This window comes from Enterobacter sichuanensis (assembly GCF_002939185.1).
Lineage (GTDB): Bacteria > Pseudomonadota > Gammaproteobacteria > Enterobacterales > Enterobacteriaceae > Enterobacter > Enterobacter sichuanensis.
This window is the reverse complement of record NZ_POVL01000011.1, coordinates 25,997-41,360: the sequence shown is the minus strand read 5'-3', so window position 1 is coordinate 41,360 and position 15,364 is coordinate 25,997. Positions and strand designations below refer to the sequence as shown.

General features: G+C 56.4%; 14 protein-coding genes and 1 riboswitch. Of the genes, 6 read left to right on the top strand and 8 right to left on the bottom strand.

The features are described from left to right. The first annotated feature begins 268 nt into the window (after positions 1-268). Positions 269-2,410, top strand: a complete 2,142-nt coding sequence (locus tag C5687_RS07275; protein ID WP_104556656.1) for a TonB-dependent siderophore receptor — start codon at positions 269-271, stop codon at positions 2,408-2,410. A gap of 83 nt (positions 2,411-2,493) precedes the next feature. On the opposite strand, the gene parE is transcribed toward C5687_RS07275, so the two are convergent. The 5 genes from parE to nudF are packed head-to-tail and all read right to left on the bottom strand — an operon-like array spanning position 2,494 to position 6,902. Beyond that, positions 2,494-4,386: a DNA topoisomerase IV subunit B gene (gene parE / locus C5687_RS07270; protein WP_025758507.1), complete on the bottom strand. Its 1,893-nt coding sequence runs from the start codon at positions 4,384-4,386 to the stop codon at positions 2,494-2,496. A gap of 28 nt (positions 4,387-4,414) precedes the next feature. Next, positions 4,415-4,996 carry an esterase YqiA gene (gene yqiA, locus C5687_RS07265; RefSeq protein ID WP_045285909.1) on the bottom strand — a complete coding sequence of 194 codons (582 nt, stop codon included), beginning with the start codon at positions 4,994-4,996 and terminating at the stop codon, positions 4,415-4,417. After that, entirely contained in the window at positions 4,996-5,823 is an 828-nt protein-coding gene (gene cpdA / locus C5687_RS07260) for a 3',5'-cyclic-AMP phosphodiesterase (RefSeq protein ID WP_045285910.1), read from the bottom strand. The genes yqiA and cpdA overlap by 1 nt, the downstream gene beginning before the upstream one ends. Positions 5,824-5,850: 27 nt before the next feature. Beyond that, positions 5,851-6,273 (bottom strand): DUF1249 family protein, encoded by a 423-nt coding sequence (locus tag C5687_RS07255; protein ID WP_003862516.1) that lies wholly within the window; start codon positions 6,271-6,273, stop codon positions 5,851-5,853. Continuing rightward, the gene (nudF, locus tag C5687_RS07250) at positions 6,270-6,902 is read right to left on the bottom strand and encodes an ADP-ribose diphosphatase (protein WP_025758512.1); all 633 of its coding nucleotides are present in this window, start codon (positions 6,900-6,902) and stop codon (positions 6,270-6,272) included. Before nudF ends, C5687_RS07255 begins: the two co-directional genes overlap by 4 nt. A 204-nt stretch (positions 6,903-7,106) precedes the next feature. Here nudF and tolC point away from each other — a divergent pair, with 204 nt between their 5' ends. The 3 genes from tolC to C5687_RS07235 all read left to right on the top strand — a co-directional run bounded on the left by tolC (position 7,107) and on the right by C5687_RS07235 (position 10,617). Continuing rightward, entirely contained in the window at positions 7,107-8,594 is a 1,488-nt protein-coding gene (gene tolC / locus C5687_RS07245) for an outer membrane channel protein TolC (protein WP_104556655.1), read from the top strand. A 194-nt stretch (positions 8,595-8,788) separates the two neighbouring features. Further along, on the top strand, positions 8,789-9,454 hold the full coding sequence (locus tag C5687_RS07240; protein WP_025758515.1) for a DUF1190 family protein: 666 nt from the start codon (positions 8,789-8,791) through the stop codon (positions 9,452-9,454). Positions 9,455-9,456: 2 nt separating this feature from the next. Beyond that, entirely contained in the window at positions 9,457-10,617 is a 1,161-nt protein-coding gene (locus C5687_RS07235; RefSeq protein WP_095441938.1) for a glutathionylspermidine synthase family protein, read from the top strand. Between the two features lie 83 nt (positions 10,618-10,700). On the opposite strand, the gene ygiD is transcribed toward C5687_RS07235, so the two are convergent. Continuing rightward, on the bottom strand, positions 10,701-11,489 hold the full coding sequence (ygiD, locus tag C5687_RS07230) for a 4,5-DOPA-extradiol-dioxygenase (RefSeq protein WP_025758517.1): 789 nt from the start codon (positions 11,487-11,489) through the stop codon (positions 10,701-10,703). Positions 11,490-11,685: 196 nt separating this feature from the next. Here ygiD and zupT point away from each other — a divergent pair, with 196 nt between their 5' ends. Beyond that, complete coding sequence (gene zupT, locus C5687_RS07225; protein WP_025758519.1) at positions 11,686-12,459, top strand: zinc transporter ZupT; 774 nt, start codon at positions 11,686-11,688, stop codon at positions 12,457-12,459. Positions 12,460-12,490: 31 nt separating this feature from the next. Here the strand turns inward: zupT and ribB are convergent, their stop codons facing one another. Next, positions 12,491-13,144, bottom strand: a complete 654-nt coding sequence (gene ribB, locus C5687_RS07220) for a 3,4-dihydroxy-2-butanone-4-phosphate synthase (RefSeq protein ID WP_008502964.1) — start codon at positions 13,142-13,144, stop codon at positions 12,491-12,493. A 109-nt stretch (positions 13,145-13,253) separates the two neighbouring features. After that, positions 13,254-13,404: riboswitch (FMN riboswitch) on the bottom strand. Positions 13,405-13,523: 119 nt separating this feature from the next. Here ribB and ubiK point away from each other — a divergent pair. After that, positions 13,524-13,820, top strand: a complete 297-nt coding sequence (ubiK, locus tag C5687_RS07215; RefSeq protein WP_013098757.1) for a ubiquinone biosynthesis accessory factor UbiK — start codon at positions 13,524-13,526, stop codon at positions 13,818-13,820. Between the two features lie 95 nt (positions 13,821-13,915). Here ubiK and hldE read toward each other — a convergent pair whose 3' ends face one another. Next, on the bottom strand, positions 13,916-15,346 hold the full coding sequence (hldE, locus tag C5687_RS07210; protein ID WP_045285913.1) for a bifunctional D-glycero-beta-D-manno-heptose-7-phosphate kinase/D-glycero-beta-D-manno-heptose 1-phosphate adenylyltransferase HldE: 1,431 nt from the start codon (positions 15,344-15,346) through the stop codon (positions 13,916-13,918). Positions 15,347-15,364: the final 18 nt, after the last annotated feature.

Below are 15,364 nucleotides of genomic sequence, written 5' to 3'. Positions count from 1 at the left end.
AAAACGGAAAAATAAGCGAGCTCTGAGAGCTTTATATCAACTTTATTTTCAATAAATTAACTCTGTCTCCGTTACGCTTTATCGCCTTATTTCTTGCTGTAGTCGATTTATGCTTTTTTCCATTTACTACTACATCTGCTCATGATTGAATGATTCTCAATTACATGTCCGATGCCAGTTCTGGCTAACGGGCAGACCGTAAGGGGCAATGACTCACACATTCTTCCGCGAAACGTCTTTTGCGGAATATTTTGGGATAACAGATGTAATGGCTACGTTCACACCTTCACTCTCTGGGGTAAAAGGGCGCGCGCTCTTTTCACTGCTGTTTATGGCGCCGCTGGTGCAGGCAGCAGACACCACCACGGCTAAAGACGGCGAAACGCTGACCGTCACCGCCGATCCAAATACGACGGCGGAGGCCACCAATGGCTATCAGCCGCTGAATACCTCCACCGCCACGCTAACCAACATGCCGATGCTGGATATCCCGCAGGTGGTGAATACCGTCAGCGATAAGGTGCTCCAGGATCAACACGCCACCACGCTGGATGAAGCGCTCTACAACGTCAGCAACGTGGTGCAGACCAACACGCTGGGCGGCACGCAGGATGCGTTTGTACGCCGCGGGTTTGGCGCGAACCGCGACGGCTCGGTCATGACCAACGGTCTGCGCACCGTGCTGCCACGCAGCTTCAATGCCGCAACCGAGCGCGTGGAAGTGCTGAAAGGCCCGGCCTCAACGCTTTATGGCATTCTCGATCCCGGCGGCCTGATTAACGTGGTCACCAAACGCCCGGAGAAGACCTTCGGCGGGTCGATTTCTGCCACCTCTTCCAGCTTTGGCGGCGGCACCGGACAGGTTGACGTCACCGGCCCGATTGACGGCACGCGGCTGGCGTATCGCCTCACAGGGGAATATCAGGACGAGGATTACTGGCGTAATTTTGGTAACGAACGCAGCACCTTTATCGCTCCGTCGCTCACCTGGTTTGGTGACGATGCCACCGTGACCTTGCTCTATTCCCATCGCGACTATAAGACGCCGTTCGATCGCGGGACGATCTTCGATCTCAACACCAAACAGCCGGTAAACGTGGATCGTAAAACCCGCTTTGACGAGCCGTTTAATATCACTGACGGGCAGTCGGACCTCGCCCAGCTCAACGCGGAATATCGTCTCAACAGCCAGTGGACCGCAAAGTTCGACTACAGCTACAGTCAGGATAAATACAGCGATAATCAGGCCCGCGTGATGGCCTATGATTCAAAAACCGGCAACCTGACCCGCCGCGTGGATGCCACCCAGGGCTCGACCCAGCGCATGCACAGCACCCGTGCAGACCTTCAGGGGAATGTGGATATTGCCGGTTTTTACAATGAGATCCTGACCGGCGTGTCGTATGAAAATTACGATCTGCTGCGCACGGACATGATGCGCTGTAAAAACGTGAAAGATTTCAACATCTACCACCCGACGTATGGCAACCTCGGCAAATGCACCACCGTGTCGGCGTCCGACAGCGACCAGACGCTCAAGCAGGAGAGCTACTCGGCCTACGCGCAGGATGCCCTGTACCTGACCGACAACTGGATCGCCGTAGCAGGCATGCGCTACCAGTATTACACCCAGTACGCAGGCAAAGGTCGTCCGTTCAACGTCAACACCGACAGCCGCGACGAGCAGTGGACGCCAAAGCTGGGGCTGGTTTACAAGCTCACGCCATCCGTCTCGCTGTTTGCCAACTACTCACAAACGTTTATGCCGCAGTCGTCGATTGCGAGCTATATCGGTGACCTGCCGCCGGAAACGTCGAATGCCTATGAAGTGGGTGCAAAATTCGATCTGTTCGACGGGATTACCGCCAATATCGCGCTGTTTGATATTCACAAGCGCAACGTGCTGTACACCGAGAGCATTGGCGGGGAAACCATCGCCAAAACCGCGGGACGCGTGCGCTCTCAGGGCGTGGAGGTGGATCTTGCCGGGTCGCTGACCGAGAACACCAATATCATCGCCAGCTATGGCTATACCGACGCGAAAGTGCTGGAAGATCCGGACTATGCGGGCAAACCGCTGCCGAACGTGCCGCGCCATACCGGCTCCCTGTTCCTGACCTACGATATTCACAATGCGTTTGCCGGGAATACCCTGACGCTGGGCGGCGGCGGGCATGGCGTGAGCCGTCGTTCCGCAACCAACGGAGCAGATTATTATCTGCCGGGCTATTTCGTGGCGGATGCGTTTGCGGCGTATAAGATAAAGCTGCAGTATCCGGTGACGCTGCAGGTGAACGTCAAAAATCTGTTTGATAAGACCTACTACACCTCGTCTATCGCCACCAACAATCTGGGTAACCAGATAGGCGACCCGCGCGAAGTGCAGTTTACGGTGAAGATGGAGTTTTGATGTAAAAAAGCCCGGTGGCGCTAATGCTTACCGGGCCTACGATCCATTCCCTCTCCCTGTGGGAGAGAGTTAGGGTGAGGGCATCAGGCCTCAATATCCGCCATATCGCCTTTCTCCTGCAGCCAGTTACGTCGGTCTTCCGAACGTTTTTTAGCGAGGAGCATATCCATCATGGCGTTGGTTTGCTGTTCGTCTTCGTCGCTGATCGTCAGCTGTACCAGACGGCGGGTGTTCGGATCCAGCGTCGTTTCGCGCAGCTGCATCGGGTTCATCTCGCCCAGCCCTTTAAAGCGCTGTACGTTTGGTTTGCCCTTCTTACGCTTAAGCTGTTCCAGCACGCCCGCTTTCTCTTCTTCCGTCAGCGCGTAGTACACCTCTTTGCCGAGATCGATACGGTATAGCGGCGGCAGCGCCACGTAGACATGACCGTTTTTCACCAGCGTGCGGAAGTGTTTCACAAACAACGCGCACAGCAGCGTAGCGATGTGCAGACCATCGGAGTCTGCATCCGCGAGGATACAGATCTTGCCGTAGCGCAGCTGGCTCAGATCGTCACTGTCAGGATCGATGCCGATCGCCACCGAGATATCGTGCACTTCCTGCGAGGCCAGCACTTCATCAGACGAGACCTCCCAGGTGTTCAGGATCTTACCCTTGAGCGGCATGATCGCCTGATATTCGCGATCGCGCGCCTGCTTGGCCGATCCCCCTGCCGAGTCCCCTTCCACGAGGAACAGTTCGGTACGGTTGAGATCCTGCGCGGTACAGTCCGCCAGCTTGCCCGGCAGCGCAGGGCCGCTGGTCAGCTTTTTACGCACCACTTTCTTGGCAGCACGCAGACGACGCTGGGCGCTGGAGATGGCCATTTCGGCCAGCATCTCCGCCGCCTGCACGTTCTGGTTCAGCCACAGGGTAAACGCATCTTTCACCACACCGGAGACAAAGGCCGCGCACTGACGTGAAGAGAGGCGCTCTTTGGTCTGCCCGGCAAACTGCGGATCCTGCATCTTCACGGAGAGCACATAGGCGCAGCGATCCCAGATATCTTCCGCCGAGAGCTTCACGCCGCGCGGCAGGATATTGCGGTATTCGCAGAACTCGCGCATCGCATCCAGCAGACCCTGACGCAGGCCGTTGACGTGGGTCCCGCCAAGCATGGTGGGGATCAGGTTAACGTAGCTTTCGGTCAGCAGTTCGCCACCTTCCGGCAGCCAGAGCAGCGCCCAGTCCACCGCTTCGGTGTCACCGGTGAAATTACCGACGAACGGTTTTTCCGGCAGCGTCGGCAGGCCGTTTACCGCTTCGCACAGATAGTCATTAAGGCCATCTTCGTAGTGCCAGCTCTGCTCGGTGTTGTTAACGTGGTCTTTGAAGGTGATTTCCACGCCAGGGCAAAGCACCGCTTTGGCTTTCAGCAGGTGCGTCAGGCGGGAAACAGAAAAGCGCGGGCTGTCGAAGAAGCTTTCGTCAGGCCAGAAGTGGACGCTGGTGCCGGTGTTGCGTTTACCGCACGTGCCAACAACCTGCAGATCCTGCACCTTCTCGCCGTTCTCAAACGCGATGTTATACACCTGACCGTCGCGACGAACGTTAACTTCCACGCGTTTCGACAGGGCGTTGACGACGGAAATACCCACGCCGTGCAGACCACCGGAGAACTGGTAGTTTTTGTTGGAGAACTTACCGCCCGCGTGCAGACGACAGAGGATCAGCTCGACGGCAGGCACCCCCTCTTCCGGGTGGATATCCACCGGCATGCCGCGCCCGTCGTCGATAACTTCCAGCGACTGATCGGCATGCAGGATGACGTCAACGCGTTTGGCATGACCCGCCAGCGCTTCGTCCACACTGTTATCAATAACTTCCTGGCCCAGATGGTTTGGGCGCGTCGTATCGGTGTACATCCCCGGGCGGCGGCGAACCGGCTCTAGCCCGGTGAGGACCTCAATGGCATCTGCGTTATAGGTTTGCGTCATGATTTAAACTAGCAATTCGCATTGATTGTCAGTGGCTGTGCAGTCCAAGAAAATCGACAATCTGGGTGAAATGATTCTCAAAGCCCGTGAAAGCATGATTTCCGCCCTCTTCTATAGTCTGGCGGCAGGATGCGTAATACGCCACTGCCTGGCGGTAATCCAGCACTTCATCTCCCGTCTGTTGCAGCAGCCAGATGAGATCCGGCGCTTCAAGCGGGTCGACCTGCATAACTTTGAGATCGTAAATATGGCGTGACTCTAGCACATATTGCTGGCCTGTGTAGGGGTTCTCGTTTTCACCAAGAAAGTCCCGCAGCAGCTCAAATGGCCGTACCGCCGGATTGACCACAACGGCCGGCAGCATGAAGCATTGCGACAGCCAGGTGGCGTAGTACCCGCCCAGCGATGAGCCGACCACACCGAATGACTCGCCGCCGTGTTCGAGCACAATAGATTCCAGCATCTCCGCGGCCTCCGCAGGATAGGGCGGCAGCTGCGGGATGATCATCTCAACGTCGGGGTGATGCTCGCTCAGCCAGTGGCGAAACTGTGTCGCTTTTGCGGAGCGCGGCGAGCTGTTGAATCCGTGCAGATAAAGGAGCGTAGACATCAGTAGCCTTCAGAAGCGGTATCCGGGCGGAATTTTGCGCCGGTCAGACGACAGACTTCCGTGGTCAGCGTGCCATCGGCATGCAGGTCCAGCCAGCGCCAGCCTGGTGCGATGGTATCCAGCGTAAAGTTGGCGCAGTGCGGTTTAAACTGCACGCAGGTCGACGGCGTCGCCAGCATACGGCGTCCATTCCAGTCGAGATCCTGTTCCTGATGAATATGTCCGCACAGCAGGTTTTTTACCCGCGGGAACTTCGCCAGTACGTGATCCAGCGCCGCAGAGTTGCGCAGGCTGTGTTGATCGAGCCAGCTGCACCCCGCCGGCAGAGGATGATGATGAAGCAACAGCAGCGTATGACGTTCAGGCTCAGCAGCCAGTTTGGTCTCCAGCCAGTCGAGTTGAAACTCGCTTAACTCACCGTGCGGAACGCCGAATACCTGGCTGTCCAGCAGCAGGATCTGCCACTGTTCACCCGCAAAAACACATTTCGCCGGAGAAATGCCCGCATCCTGAAGAGAACTGTACATCGCCGGCTGGAAATCATGGTTTCCAGGCAGCCAGACGCAAGGCACGCTAAAGCTCGCGATGCCTTCAGCGAAATGCTGGTAGGCCGCGGAGGATTGATCCTGCGCCAGATCGCCGGTTGCGACAATCAGATCGCATGCACGATTTTCAGCGTGAATGGCGCTAAGTACCGCCTGATAACTCTCCCAGGTATTGACCCCCAGCAGCGTCTCATGCTTTTCGGCAAAAAGGTGGGTATCGGTGATTTGTAATATCCTGACTGGCGCCCCACCAGCAACAGTCAGGTTCAACAGGCTTTCCAAATGGTGTCCTTAGGTAGGTTTATGACGCTAACAAACCGGAATCGCCATTGCTCCATGTGCTAAACAATACCTTAGCCAGTCGGCTAAAAACTGGTTAATTTGATGCTTTTCGTCGCGTTGATGCAACTTTTTATTCGGATAATCATACCGCGCCTTGAAGCGAAAGATCTGCTGACTTGAACACACTTCAGCGACCATCGCGTCGTGATAGAGGCGCACCGTCATCGACGGCAGGCTCCAGTAACTGATGCTGGGGGCCGTTTGCTCAATCTCCACCAGCGTAGTGTAGCGCGTTGATTCTGTTATCGTTAACCGATACTGCGCATTGCTCACCTGATAGCTTACCGTTTCGCCGGGTGCGTCGTTTCTCGGCAGCAGGCGGCGCAATTGTGCGAAATTGGTTTCGCACAGGCGCATCATTTCTGGGAAGTCAGGCGTATAGCGCTTCATTTTTTCCACTCGTTTCGTAATGTCTGATAATGCAGCTGTAGCCATTGCAGGGCGATGACAGACGCTGCGTTGTCGATTTTCCCCTCTTCTACCCACTGATAAGCCTGTTCCCGGCTCACCACATGAACCCGAATATCTTCGTTTTCATCTGCCAGACCGTGGATCCCTTCCGCCGTCGTGGCGTCCACTTCGCCAACCATAATGGACAAGCGCTCGCTGGTGCCCCCCGGGCTTGCCAGATAGCTCAACACCGGTTTGGTGCGGCCCACCACCAGCCCCGCCTCTTCCAGCGCCTCGCGCCGGGCGACGTCCTCGACCGACTCACCTTCTTCGATCATCCCGGCCACCATTTCCAGCAGCCACGGGCTTTCACTGACGTCATAAGCGGCGATGCGGATCTGCTCCACCAGTACAACTTCGTCACGCACTGGGTCAAAGGGTAGCAAGACTGCCGCATGGCCGCGCTCAAAAATTTCGCGTCGAATTTCGCCGCTCATTTCACCGTTAAACAGGCGATGCCGGAAACGGTAAAGTTCCATCGAAAAAAAACCGCTATAAAGCGTTTCTCGTGCAATAATTTCTACATCGTTTTTGGCGAATGTCACGGGCAACTTTTCTGGTTTTTGCATGAGTCGGGTCCTGGTAGCAATAGTGATGAAATGATGAATTTCAAGGCTGTTTGGCTGCCGTTTGTAAGGCTCTATGGTAGATTGGTGCAAATTACCGCCAGATGGCACGTAACGCCAACCTTTTGGTGTGGATGATTCTGTTAGAATCGGCAATTATTTTTTAATTAGATCAGCGCTAATACTGCTTCACAACAAGGAATGCAAATGAAGAAATTGCTCCCCATCCTTATCGGCCTGAGCCTGACGGGCTTCAGTGCAATGAGCCAGGCGGAAAACCTGTTACAGGTCTACCAGCAGGCACGTCTGGGCAACCCTGATTTACGTAAATCAGCGGCCGATCGTGATGCTGCGTTTGAAAAGATTAACGAAGCACGTAGCCCACTGCTGCCGCAGTTAGGCTTAGGTGCAGATTATACCTACAGCAACGGTTTCCGCGACGCTAACGGCGTTAACTCCAATGCTACCAGCGCCTCACTGCAATTGACACAAACGCTGTTTGATATGTCCAAATGGCGCGCCCTGAGCCTGCAGGAAAAGAGCGCGGGCATTCAGGATGTGACCTATCAGACCGACCAGCAAACGCTGATCCTGAACACGGCCACAGCTTACTTTAACGTGCTGAGCGCGATCGACGCGCTCTCCTACACCGAAGCGCAGAAACAGGCCATTTACCGCCAGTTAGATCAAACCACCCAGCGTTTCAACGTGGGTCTGGTGGCGATCACCGACGTGCAGAACGCCCGTTCACAGTACGACACCGTGCTGGCTAACGAAGTGACCGCGCGTAACAACCTCGATAACGCGCTGGAATCCCTGCGTCAGGTCACCGGGAATTACTATCCGGAACTGGCCTCCCTGAACGTGGACAACTTCAAAACGGACAAACCGCAGGCGGTTAACGCCCTGCTGAAAGAGGCGGAAAACCGCAACCTGACGTTGCTGCAGGCGCGTCTGAGCCAGGACCTTGCCCGCGAGCAGATTCGTCAGGCACAGGACGGCCACCTGCCAACCCTGAGCCTGACCGCGTCTACCGGTGTATCGGATACCAGCTATAGCGGTTCCAAAACCCACGGAGCCAGCGCTTCAGCGTATGACGATAAAAATAATGGAGAGAACCAGGTTGGCCTGAGCTTCTCCCTGCCGCTGTATCAGGGCGGTCAGGTCAACTCTCAGGTGAAACAGGCGCAGTACAACTTTGTGGGCGCGAGCGAGCAGCTGGAAAGCGCGCACCGCAACGTGGTGCAGACCGTGCGTTCTTCCTTCAACAACGTGAACGCGTCGATCAGCAGCATCAACGCCTATAAACAGGCCGTGGTGTCTGCACAGAGCTCCCTGGATGCGATGGAAGCGGGTTACTCCGTCGGTACACGTACTATCGTTGACGTGCTGGACGCGACCACCACGCTGTACAACGCCAAACAGCAGCTCTCCAGCGCTCGTTACCAGTACCTGATTAACCAGCTGAACATCAAACAGGCTCTGGGTACGCTGAACGAGCAGGATCTGCAGATGCTGAACAGCGCGCTGGGCAAACCGGTCTCAACTTCTCCGGACAGTGTTGCACCGGAGAACCCGGAGCAGGTAGCCGCAGTTGATAACTTCAACGCTGACAGCAGCGCGCCTGCTGCACAGCCAGCCGCTGCGCGTACCACGACGTCCGCCAGCAAAGGCAATAATCCGTTCCGTAACTAAGCATTGCCCGATGGCGCTTCGCTTATCGGGCCTACTGAATCGTAGGCCGGGTCAGCGCAGCGCCACCCGGCGCAAAATCACGCCCGAACGTAAGCCAACGTAAAGATCCCCCTGATTCCGCCCCTCTTCGCTTCATTTTCAACCACTCATCCTCTATCCTGAGCGTTATTACCACTGGGTCCTGGAAGACAAACATGAAACGGACAAAATCCATTAATCACGCGTCGTTCCGCAAAAGCTGGAACGCCCGTCATCTCACCCCTGTTGCGCTGGCGGTCACCGCTGTCTTTATGCTGGCAGGCTGTGAGAAAAACGACGAAACGGTTTCGCTGTATCAAAACGCAGACGACTGCTCTGCGGCAACCGGTAAAGCCGCCGAATGTAAGACGGCCTACACCAATGCCCTGAAAGAAGCGGAACGTACCGCGCCGAAATATGCCTCACGCGAAGACTGCGTGGCCGAATTCGGTGAAGGTCAGTGCCAGCAGACGCCTGCTCAGGCGGGCACGGCGCCAGAAAATCAGGCGCAGGCGCAGTCCAGCGGCAGCTTCTGGATGCCGCTGATGGCTGGCTACATGATGGGCCGCCTGATGGGTGGCGGTGCGGGTTATCAGCAGCAGCCGCTGTTTAGCTCGAAAAATCCGGCCAGCCCGGCATACGGCCAATACACCGATGCCAGCGGTAAAGGCTACGGCGCAGCCACCCCGGGCCGCACCGTGACCGTACCGAAAACGGCAATGGCACCGAAACCGGCTACCACCAGCACCATCACCCGCGGCGGGTTTGGTGAGTCTGTGGCGAAACAGACCAGCATGCAGCGTAGCGCGACAGGTACCTCTTCTCGCTCAATGGGCGGCTGATCATGGAACGAGTCAGTATTACCGAGCGCCCGGACTGGCGCGAAAAAGCCACCGAATACGGTTTTAACTTCCACACCATGTACGGTGAGCCATACTGGTGTGAAGACGCCTATTACAGGCTGTCGCTGGCCCAGGTTGAAAAACTGGAAGCGGTGACGGCCGAGCTGCACCAGATGTGCCTGAAGGTCGTGGAAAAGGTTATCGACAGCGACGCGCTGATGACAAAGTTCCGCATTCCAAAGCACACCTGGGGCTTTGTACGTCAGTCGTGGAAAACGAATCAGCCTTCGCTTTACTCTCGTCTTGATCTGGCATGGGACGGCGTGGGTGAACCTAAGCTGCTGGAAAACAACGCCGATACGCCGACCTCCCTGTACGAAGCGGCGTTCTTCCAGTGGATTTGGCTGGAAGACCAGATGAACGCCGGAAACCTGCCGGAAGGCAGCGACCAGTTCAACAGCCTGCAGGAAAAGCTGATCGAGCGTTTTGCCGAGCTGCGTGAACAGCATGGCTTCAACCTGCTGCATCTCGCATGCTGCCGCGACACGGAAGAAGACCGTGGCACGGTTCAGTATCTGCAGGACTGTGCGGCCGAAGCGGAAGTGGCGACCGAGTTCCTCTATATCGAGGATATCGGCCTGGGTGAGAAAGGCCAGTTTACCGACATGCAGGACCAGGTGATCAGTAACCTGTTCAAACTCTACCCGTGGGAATACATGCTGCGTGAGATGTTCTCCACCAAGCTGGAAGATGCGGGCGTACGCTGGCTGGAACCGGCCTGGAAGAGCATTATCTCCAACAAGGCCCTGCTGCCGATGCTGTGGGAGATGTTCCCGAACCACCCGAACCTGCTGCCGGCCTATTTTGCGGAAGATGATTACCCGCAAATGGAAAAATATGTCGTGAAGCCTATCTTCTCTCGCGAGGGGGCAAACGTCTCCATTATTGAAAACGGTAAAACGCTGGAAGCGGTTGAAGGGCCTTACGGCGAAGAAGGGATGATCGTCCAGGAATTCTATCAACTGCCGAAATTTGGCGACAGTTATACGCTGATTGGCAGCTGGCTCATCAACGATCAACCTGCCGGAATTGGCATCCGCGAAGATCGCGCGCTGATCACGCAGGATCTGTCACGGTTTTATCCGCACATCTTCGTCGAATAAGGCTCGCCCGGTGGCGCTACGCTTACCGGGCCTACGCTCGATATGTAGGCCGGGTAAGGCGAAGCCGCCACCCGGCATGTTTTTTACCCCACCTGCACCGACAGCATACTCAAACTTCCCATCTCAATACCGTCGACCGGGATCGTAATCGGCTCTTGTCCATCCCATGCGCCAAGAACGTACAGCAGCGGCAGGAAATGCTCCGGCGTCGGGTTAGAGAGCGAACCGCCCTCGTGATCCAGATAGTTCACCAGCGGATGCTCCTCCACCGGGCCCTGCCAGGACAGGTTCGCTTTTACAAAGTCGTTAAACGATGTTGCCCACGGGTACGGGGTATTTTCACCGTGCCAGCGTGCCGTGCGAAGGTTATGCACCACGTTGCCGCTCGCCACCAGCATGATGCCTTCATCACGAAGCGAAGCCAGCTTGCGCCCCATCTCCATGTGCCAGGCGGCCGGTTTGGTGCTGTCGATGCTCAGCTGCACCATCGGGATATCCGCATCAGGGTACATTTTGATCAGCACACCCCACGAGCCATGGTCAAAGCCCCAGGCTTCTTTATCCAGCGCGACCGGGACAGGTGCCAGCAAATCAACCAGCTTCTGTGCCAGCTCAGGCGAGCCGGGGGCCGGATAATGTGTGTCATACAGCGCCTGCGGGAAGCCACCGAAATCATGAATGGTTTTTGGCGTTTCCATGGCGGTCACGCCCGTCCCACGGGTAAACCAGTGTGCAGACACCACCACAATCGCTTTTGGACGCGGCAACGTTTCGCCCAGATGATGCCATGCGCGGGTATAGACGTTATCTTCCAGCACGTTCATGGGGCTACCGTGGCCTAAAAACAGGGCTGGCATACGGGAAGTAGTCATGGTGATATCCTTACAGAAGGTGTCAATTTAATGGTGCTACATTACGCGCAATCGGGCCAGGATGAACGCTGATAAGCGTGAAGATCATCATCAGGAAATTTGAATGTAAGGAATGTGTAAAACAGCGTTCCCTCTCTCGCTTTACGCGTAGTGAATCATTAGGATTAATGAGAATCATTATCATAAGGAGCAATGCATGTCAGTCCCCTTGATCCTGACCATCCTGGCGGGCGCCGCAACCTTTATCGGTGCACTCCTCGGCGTGCTTGGCCAGAAGCCGTCTAACCGCGTACTGGCCTTTTCACTGGGCTTTGCTGCCGGGATCATGCTGCTTATCTCCCTGATGGAGATGCTCCCCGCCGCGTTGGGCACAGAGGGCATGTCTCCGCTGCTGGGTTACGGTATGTTTGTCTTTGGCCTGCTGGGGTACTTTGCTCTTGACCGTATGCTACCGCACGCGCATCCGCAGGATTTAATGCAGAAAAACATTACCCCCATGCCGCGGAATATTAAGCGCACGGCGATTCTGCTGACGCTGGGCATCAGCCTGCATAACTTCCCGGAAGGGGTCGCCACCTATGTGACGGCCAGCAGTAATCTTGAGATGGGCTTCGGCATCGCGCTGGCGGTCGCCTTACACAATATTCCTGAAGGACTGGCCGTTGCCGGGCCGGTTTATGCCGCCACGGGTTCAAAGCGGACGGCCGTGTTTTGGGCAGGGATATCCGGCATGGCAGAAATTCTTGGCGGCGTGCTGGCCTGGCTGATCCTCGGCAGCCTGGTCTCGCCTGTTGTGATGGCGGCCATCATGGCAGCGGTGGCCGGGATTATGGTCGCGCTTTCGGTGGATGAACTGATGCCGCTGGCGAAAGAGATTGACCCGAACAACAACCCCAGTTACGGCGTGCTGTGCGGAATGTCGGTGATGGGGTTCAGCCTGGTATTGCTGCAGACGGCAGGAATTGGGTAAAAAAACGCCGGGATGTCCCGGCGTTTTATCATCAGCTGGCTTTGCGCTCGTGCGCCTGCCGATACTCGATCAGATCTTCAATCGTCACGACCGGCATGTTGTGCAGACGTGCGAAGGTGATGCACTCTGGCGCACGCGCCATGGTGCCGTCGTCGTTGGTCAGTTCACACAGCACGCCAGCGGGTTTGAAGCCTGCCAGCGTCACCAGATCGATGGTCGCTTCGGTGTGACCACCGCGGGTCAGCACGCCACCCGCCTGCGCACGCAGTGGGAAGACGTGGCCAGGACGGTGCAGATCGGAAGGTTTTGCGTCATCGGCAATGGCGGCACGGACGGTGGTCAGACGGTCAGCCGCCGATACACCGGTAGTCACGCCATGCGCGGCTTCGATGGTCACGGTAAAACCGGTTCCGAAGGCGCTGGTGTTGTTCTCAACCATCATTGGCAGCTCAAGCTGCTTACGACGGTCTTCAGTAATACACAGGCATACGATGCCGCTGCCATGACGGATGGTCAGCGCCATCTGTTCAACGGTCATGTTTTCGGCGGCGAAAATCATGTCGCCTTCGTTTTCACGGTTTTCATCGTCAAGCACCATCACACCGCGACCTTCGCGCAGCGCATCCAGTGCATGTTCAACACGTTGAGTTGAAGTGCCAAAAGAGGAAAGTAGCGTCTGATTCATGGTAAAAAAACCTCATTAACATTATGGTTACCAGAATCAGGGCAGTCTTAGGAGCGCCGTATTATAAGCGGCAAAAAGATAACGTGAGCGGGCCCATGCCCGACTGGATCGTTACTCTCTCCCATCCGGACTCTAACCGTCGGCCCCGGAATTACACCGGATCTGCTGACCTTTGAGAATGCACCCAAAGCGCTCGCGGGCTTTCAGCGTTACGCTGATTTACCGCCGGTGGGGAATTTCGCCCCGCCCTGAGAATAAGCGAGATAACTATAACGCTATTGATTAACCTGGGCAATGCATAAGCATCAAACAATTTTGTTTACCCCGGGCATGACGCGCTACAATGGACACTAACACCTTTCCATCAAGGGAAACGACAATGATTGACCCGAAAAAAATTGAGCAGATCGCGCGTCAGGTTCATGAATCCATGCCAAAAGGCATTCGTGAATTTGGTGATGACGTTGAGAAGAAAATCCGCCAGACGCTGCAGGCGCAGTTGGTTCGCCTTGATTTAGTCAGCCGCGAAGAGTTTGACGTGCAGACGCAGGTGCTGCTGCGCACCCGCGAGAAGCTGGCGCTGCTGGAACAGCGTCTGACCGAGCTGGAAAACCGTAATACGCCGGAAGAAGTGAAGCCGGCCCCGGCGATTCCGCCGGTGGATGACCAGGCCTAAAATCAATGCAAAACGGCAACCTCGGTTGCCGTTTTTTAGGTTTGCGCCCTCTCCCGGTGGGAGAGGGTTGGGGTGAGGGCATCAGCCCGCACGGACTACTGACTGTCTTTCTGGATCTTCTTAATGATGTTGGTGGTTGAACACCCGTCTTCAAAGTTCAGCACCATCACTTCGCCGCCGTTGGCCCAGACCTCTTCGCTGCCCGCGATTTGCTCCGGTTTGTAATCCCCACCTTTCACCAGCAGATCCGGCAGAATTCCGGCAATCAGGCGCTGCGGTGTGTCTTCCTCAAATGACACCACCCAGTCCACCGCTTCCAGCGCGCCGAGGACGATCATGCGCTGTTCCAGCGGGTTCACCGGGCGCGTTTCGCCCTTCAGACGTTTCGTCGAGGCATCGCTGTTCACCGCCACAATCAGGCGATCGCCCAGCTTACGCGCATTCGCCAGATAAGAGACATGGCCCGCGTGCAGGATGTCGAACACACCGTTGGTCATCACCACTTTCTCACCGCGCTTGCGCGCAGCGGCGACGGCCACTTTCAGCTCGTCTTCGCTCATGACGCCAAAACCGGTATCGGCACGACCGCGTACCGCGTTTTCCAGCTCGATGGGCGAAACGGTAGAAGTACCGAGTTTCCCGACGACTACGCCTGCCGCCGCGTTGGCAAAATAGCACGCCTCTTCCAGAGAGTTACCCGCGGCCAGGGTTGCCGCCAGCACGCCAATCACTGTATCACCGGCACCGGTCACGTCGTACACTTCCTGCGCCTGAGTCGGCATATGCAGCGGCGCTTTACCCGGTTGCAGCAGGGTCATCCCCTGCTCGGAGCGGGTGACCAGCAGCGCAGAGAGTTCGAAGTCAGCAATGATTTTCATGCCGCGCTCGACGATCTCGGCTTCGGTCTTGCATTTGCCCGCCACCGCTTCAAACTCAGAGAGGTTAGGCGTCAGCAACGTTGCGCCACGGTAACGCTCAAAATCGGTCCCTTTCGGGTCGATCAGCACCGGCACATTGGCTTTGCGCGCCAGCTGGATCATCGTCTGCACGCTCGCCAGCGCGCCTTTGGCGTAGTCGGACAGCACCAGTGCGCCGATATTGCCCAGCGCCTGGTTGATGCGCTCGTGCAGCGGCTCAGGATCAACCCCTTCGAACCCTTCTTCAAAGTCGAGACGGATCAGCTGCTGGTTACGCGACAATACGCGCAGCTTGGTAATGGTCGGGTGTGTCGGAACAGAAACGAAGTCGCACTTCACGTTCACGTCCGCCAGCGACTTGCTCAGCGCACGCGCCGCATCGTCAATGCCGGTCAGGCCCACCAGACGCGAATGCGCGCCCAGAGAAGCAATGTTCATCGCCACGTTTGCCGCGCCGCCGGGACGCTCTTCAATGGTGTCGACCTTAACCACCGGTACCGGTGCTTCCGGAGAGATGCGGCTGGTCGGCCCATACCAGTAGCGATCCAGCATCACATCCCCAACAACCATTACTCCAGCACGTTCAAACTCTGGCAGTGTTACTTTCATTCCTGACTCCAGAAAGAT

Coding starts and splice junctions, on each gene's coding strand:
- C5687_RS07240 (WP_025758515.1), top strand. CDS start 8,789: ATGAAACGGACAAAATCCATTAATCACGCGTCGTTCCGCAAAAGCTGG.
- ygiD (WP_025758517.1), bottom strand. CDS start 11,489: ATGACTACTTCCCGTATGCCAGCCCTGTTTTTAGGCCACGGTAGCCCC.
- ubiK (WP_013098757.1), top strand. CDS start 13,524: ATGATTGACCCGAAAAAAATTGAGCAGATCGCGCGTCAGGTTCATGAA.
- ribB (WP_008502964.1), bottom strand. CDS start 13,144: ATGAATCAGACGCTACTTTCCTCTTTTGGCACTTCAACTCAACGTGTT.
- C5687_RS07235 (WP_095441938.1), top strand. CDS start 9,457: ATGGAACGAGTCAGTATTACCGAGCGCCCGGACTGGCGCGAAAAAGCC.
- C5687_RS07275 (WP_104556656.1), top strand. CDS start 269: ATGGCTACGTTCACACCTTCACTCTCTGGGGTAAAAGGGCGCGCGCTC.
- zupT (WP_025758519.1), top strand. CDS start 11,686: ATGTCAGTCCCCTTGATCCTGACCATCCTGGCGGGCGCCGCAACCTTT.
- parE (WP_025758507.1), bottom strand. CDS start 4,386: ATGACGCAAACCTATAACGCAGATGCCATTGAGGTCCTCACCGGGCTA.
- tolC (WP_104556655.1), top strand. CDS start 7,107: ATGAAGAAATTGCTCCCCATCCTTATCGGCCTGAGCCTGACGGGCTTC.
- hldE (WP_045285913.1), bottom strand. CDS start 15,346: ATGAAAGTAACACTGCCAGAGTTTGAACGTGCTGGAGTAATGGTTGTT.
- nudF (WP_025758512.1), bottom strand. CDS start 6,902: ATGCAAAAACCAGAAAAGTTGCCCGTGACATTCGCCAAAAACGATGTA.
- yqiA (WP_045285909.1), bottom strand. CDS start 4,996: ATGTCTACGCTCCTTTATCTGCACGGATTCAACAGCTCGCCGCGCTCC.
- C5687_RS07255 (WP_003862516.1), bottom strand. CDS start 6,273: ATGAAGCGCTATACGCCTGACTTCCCAGAAATGATGCGCCTGTGCGAA.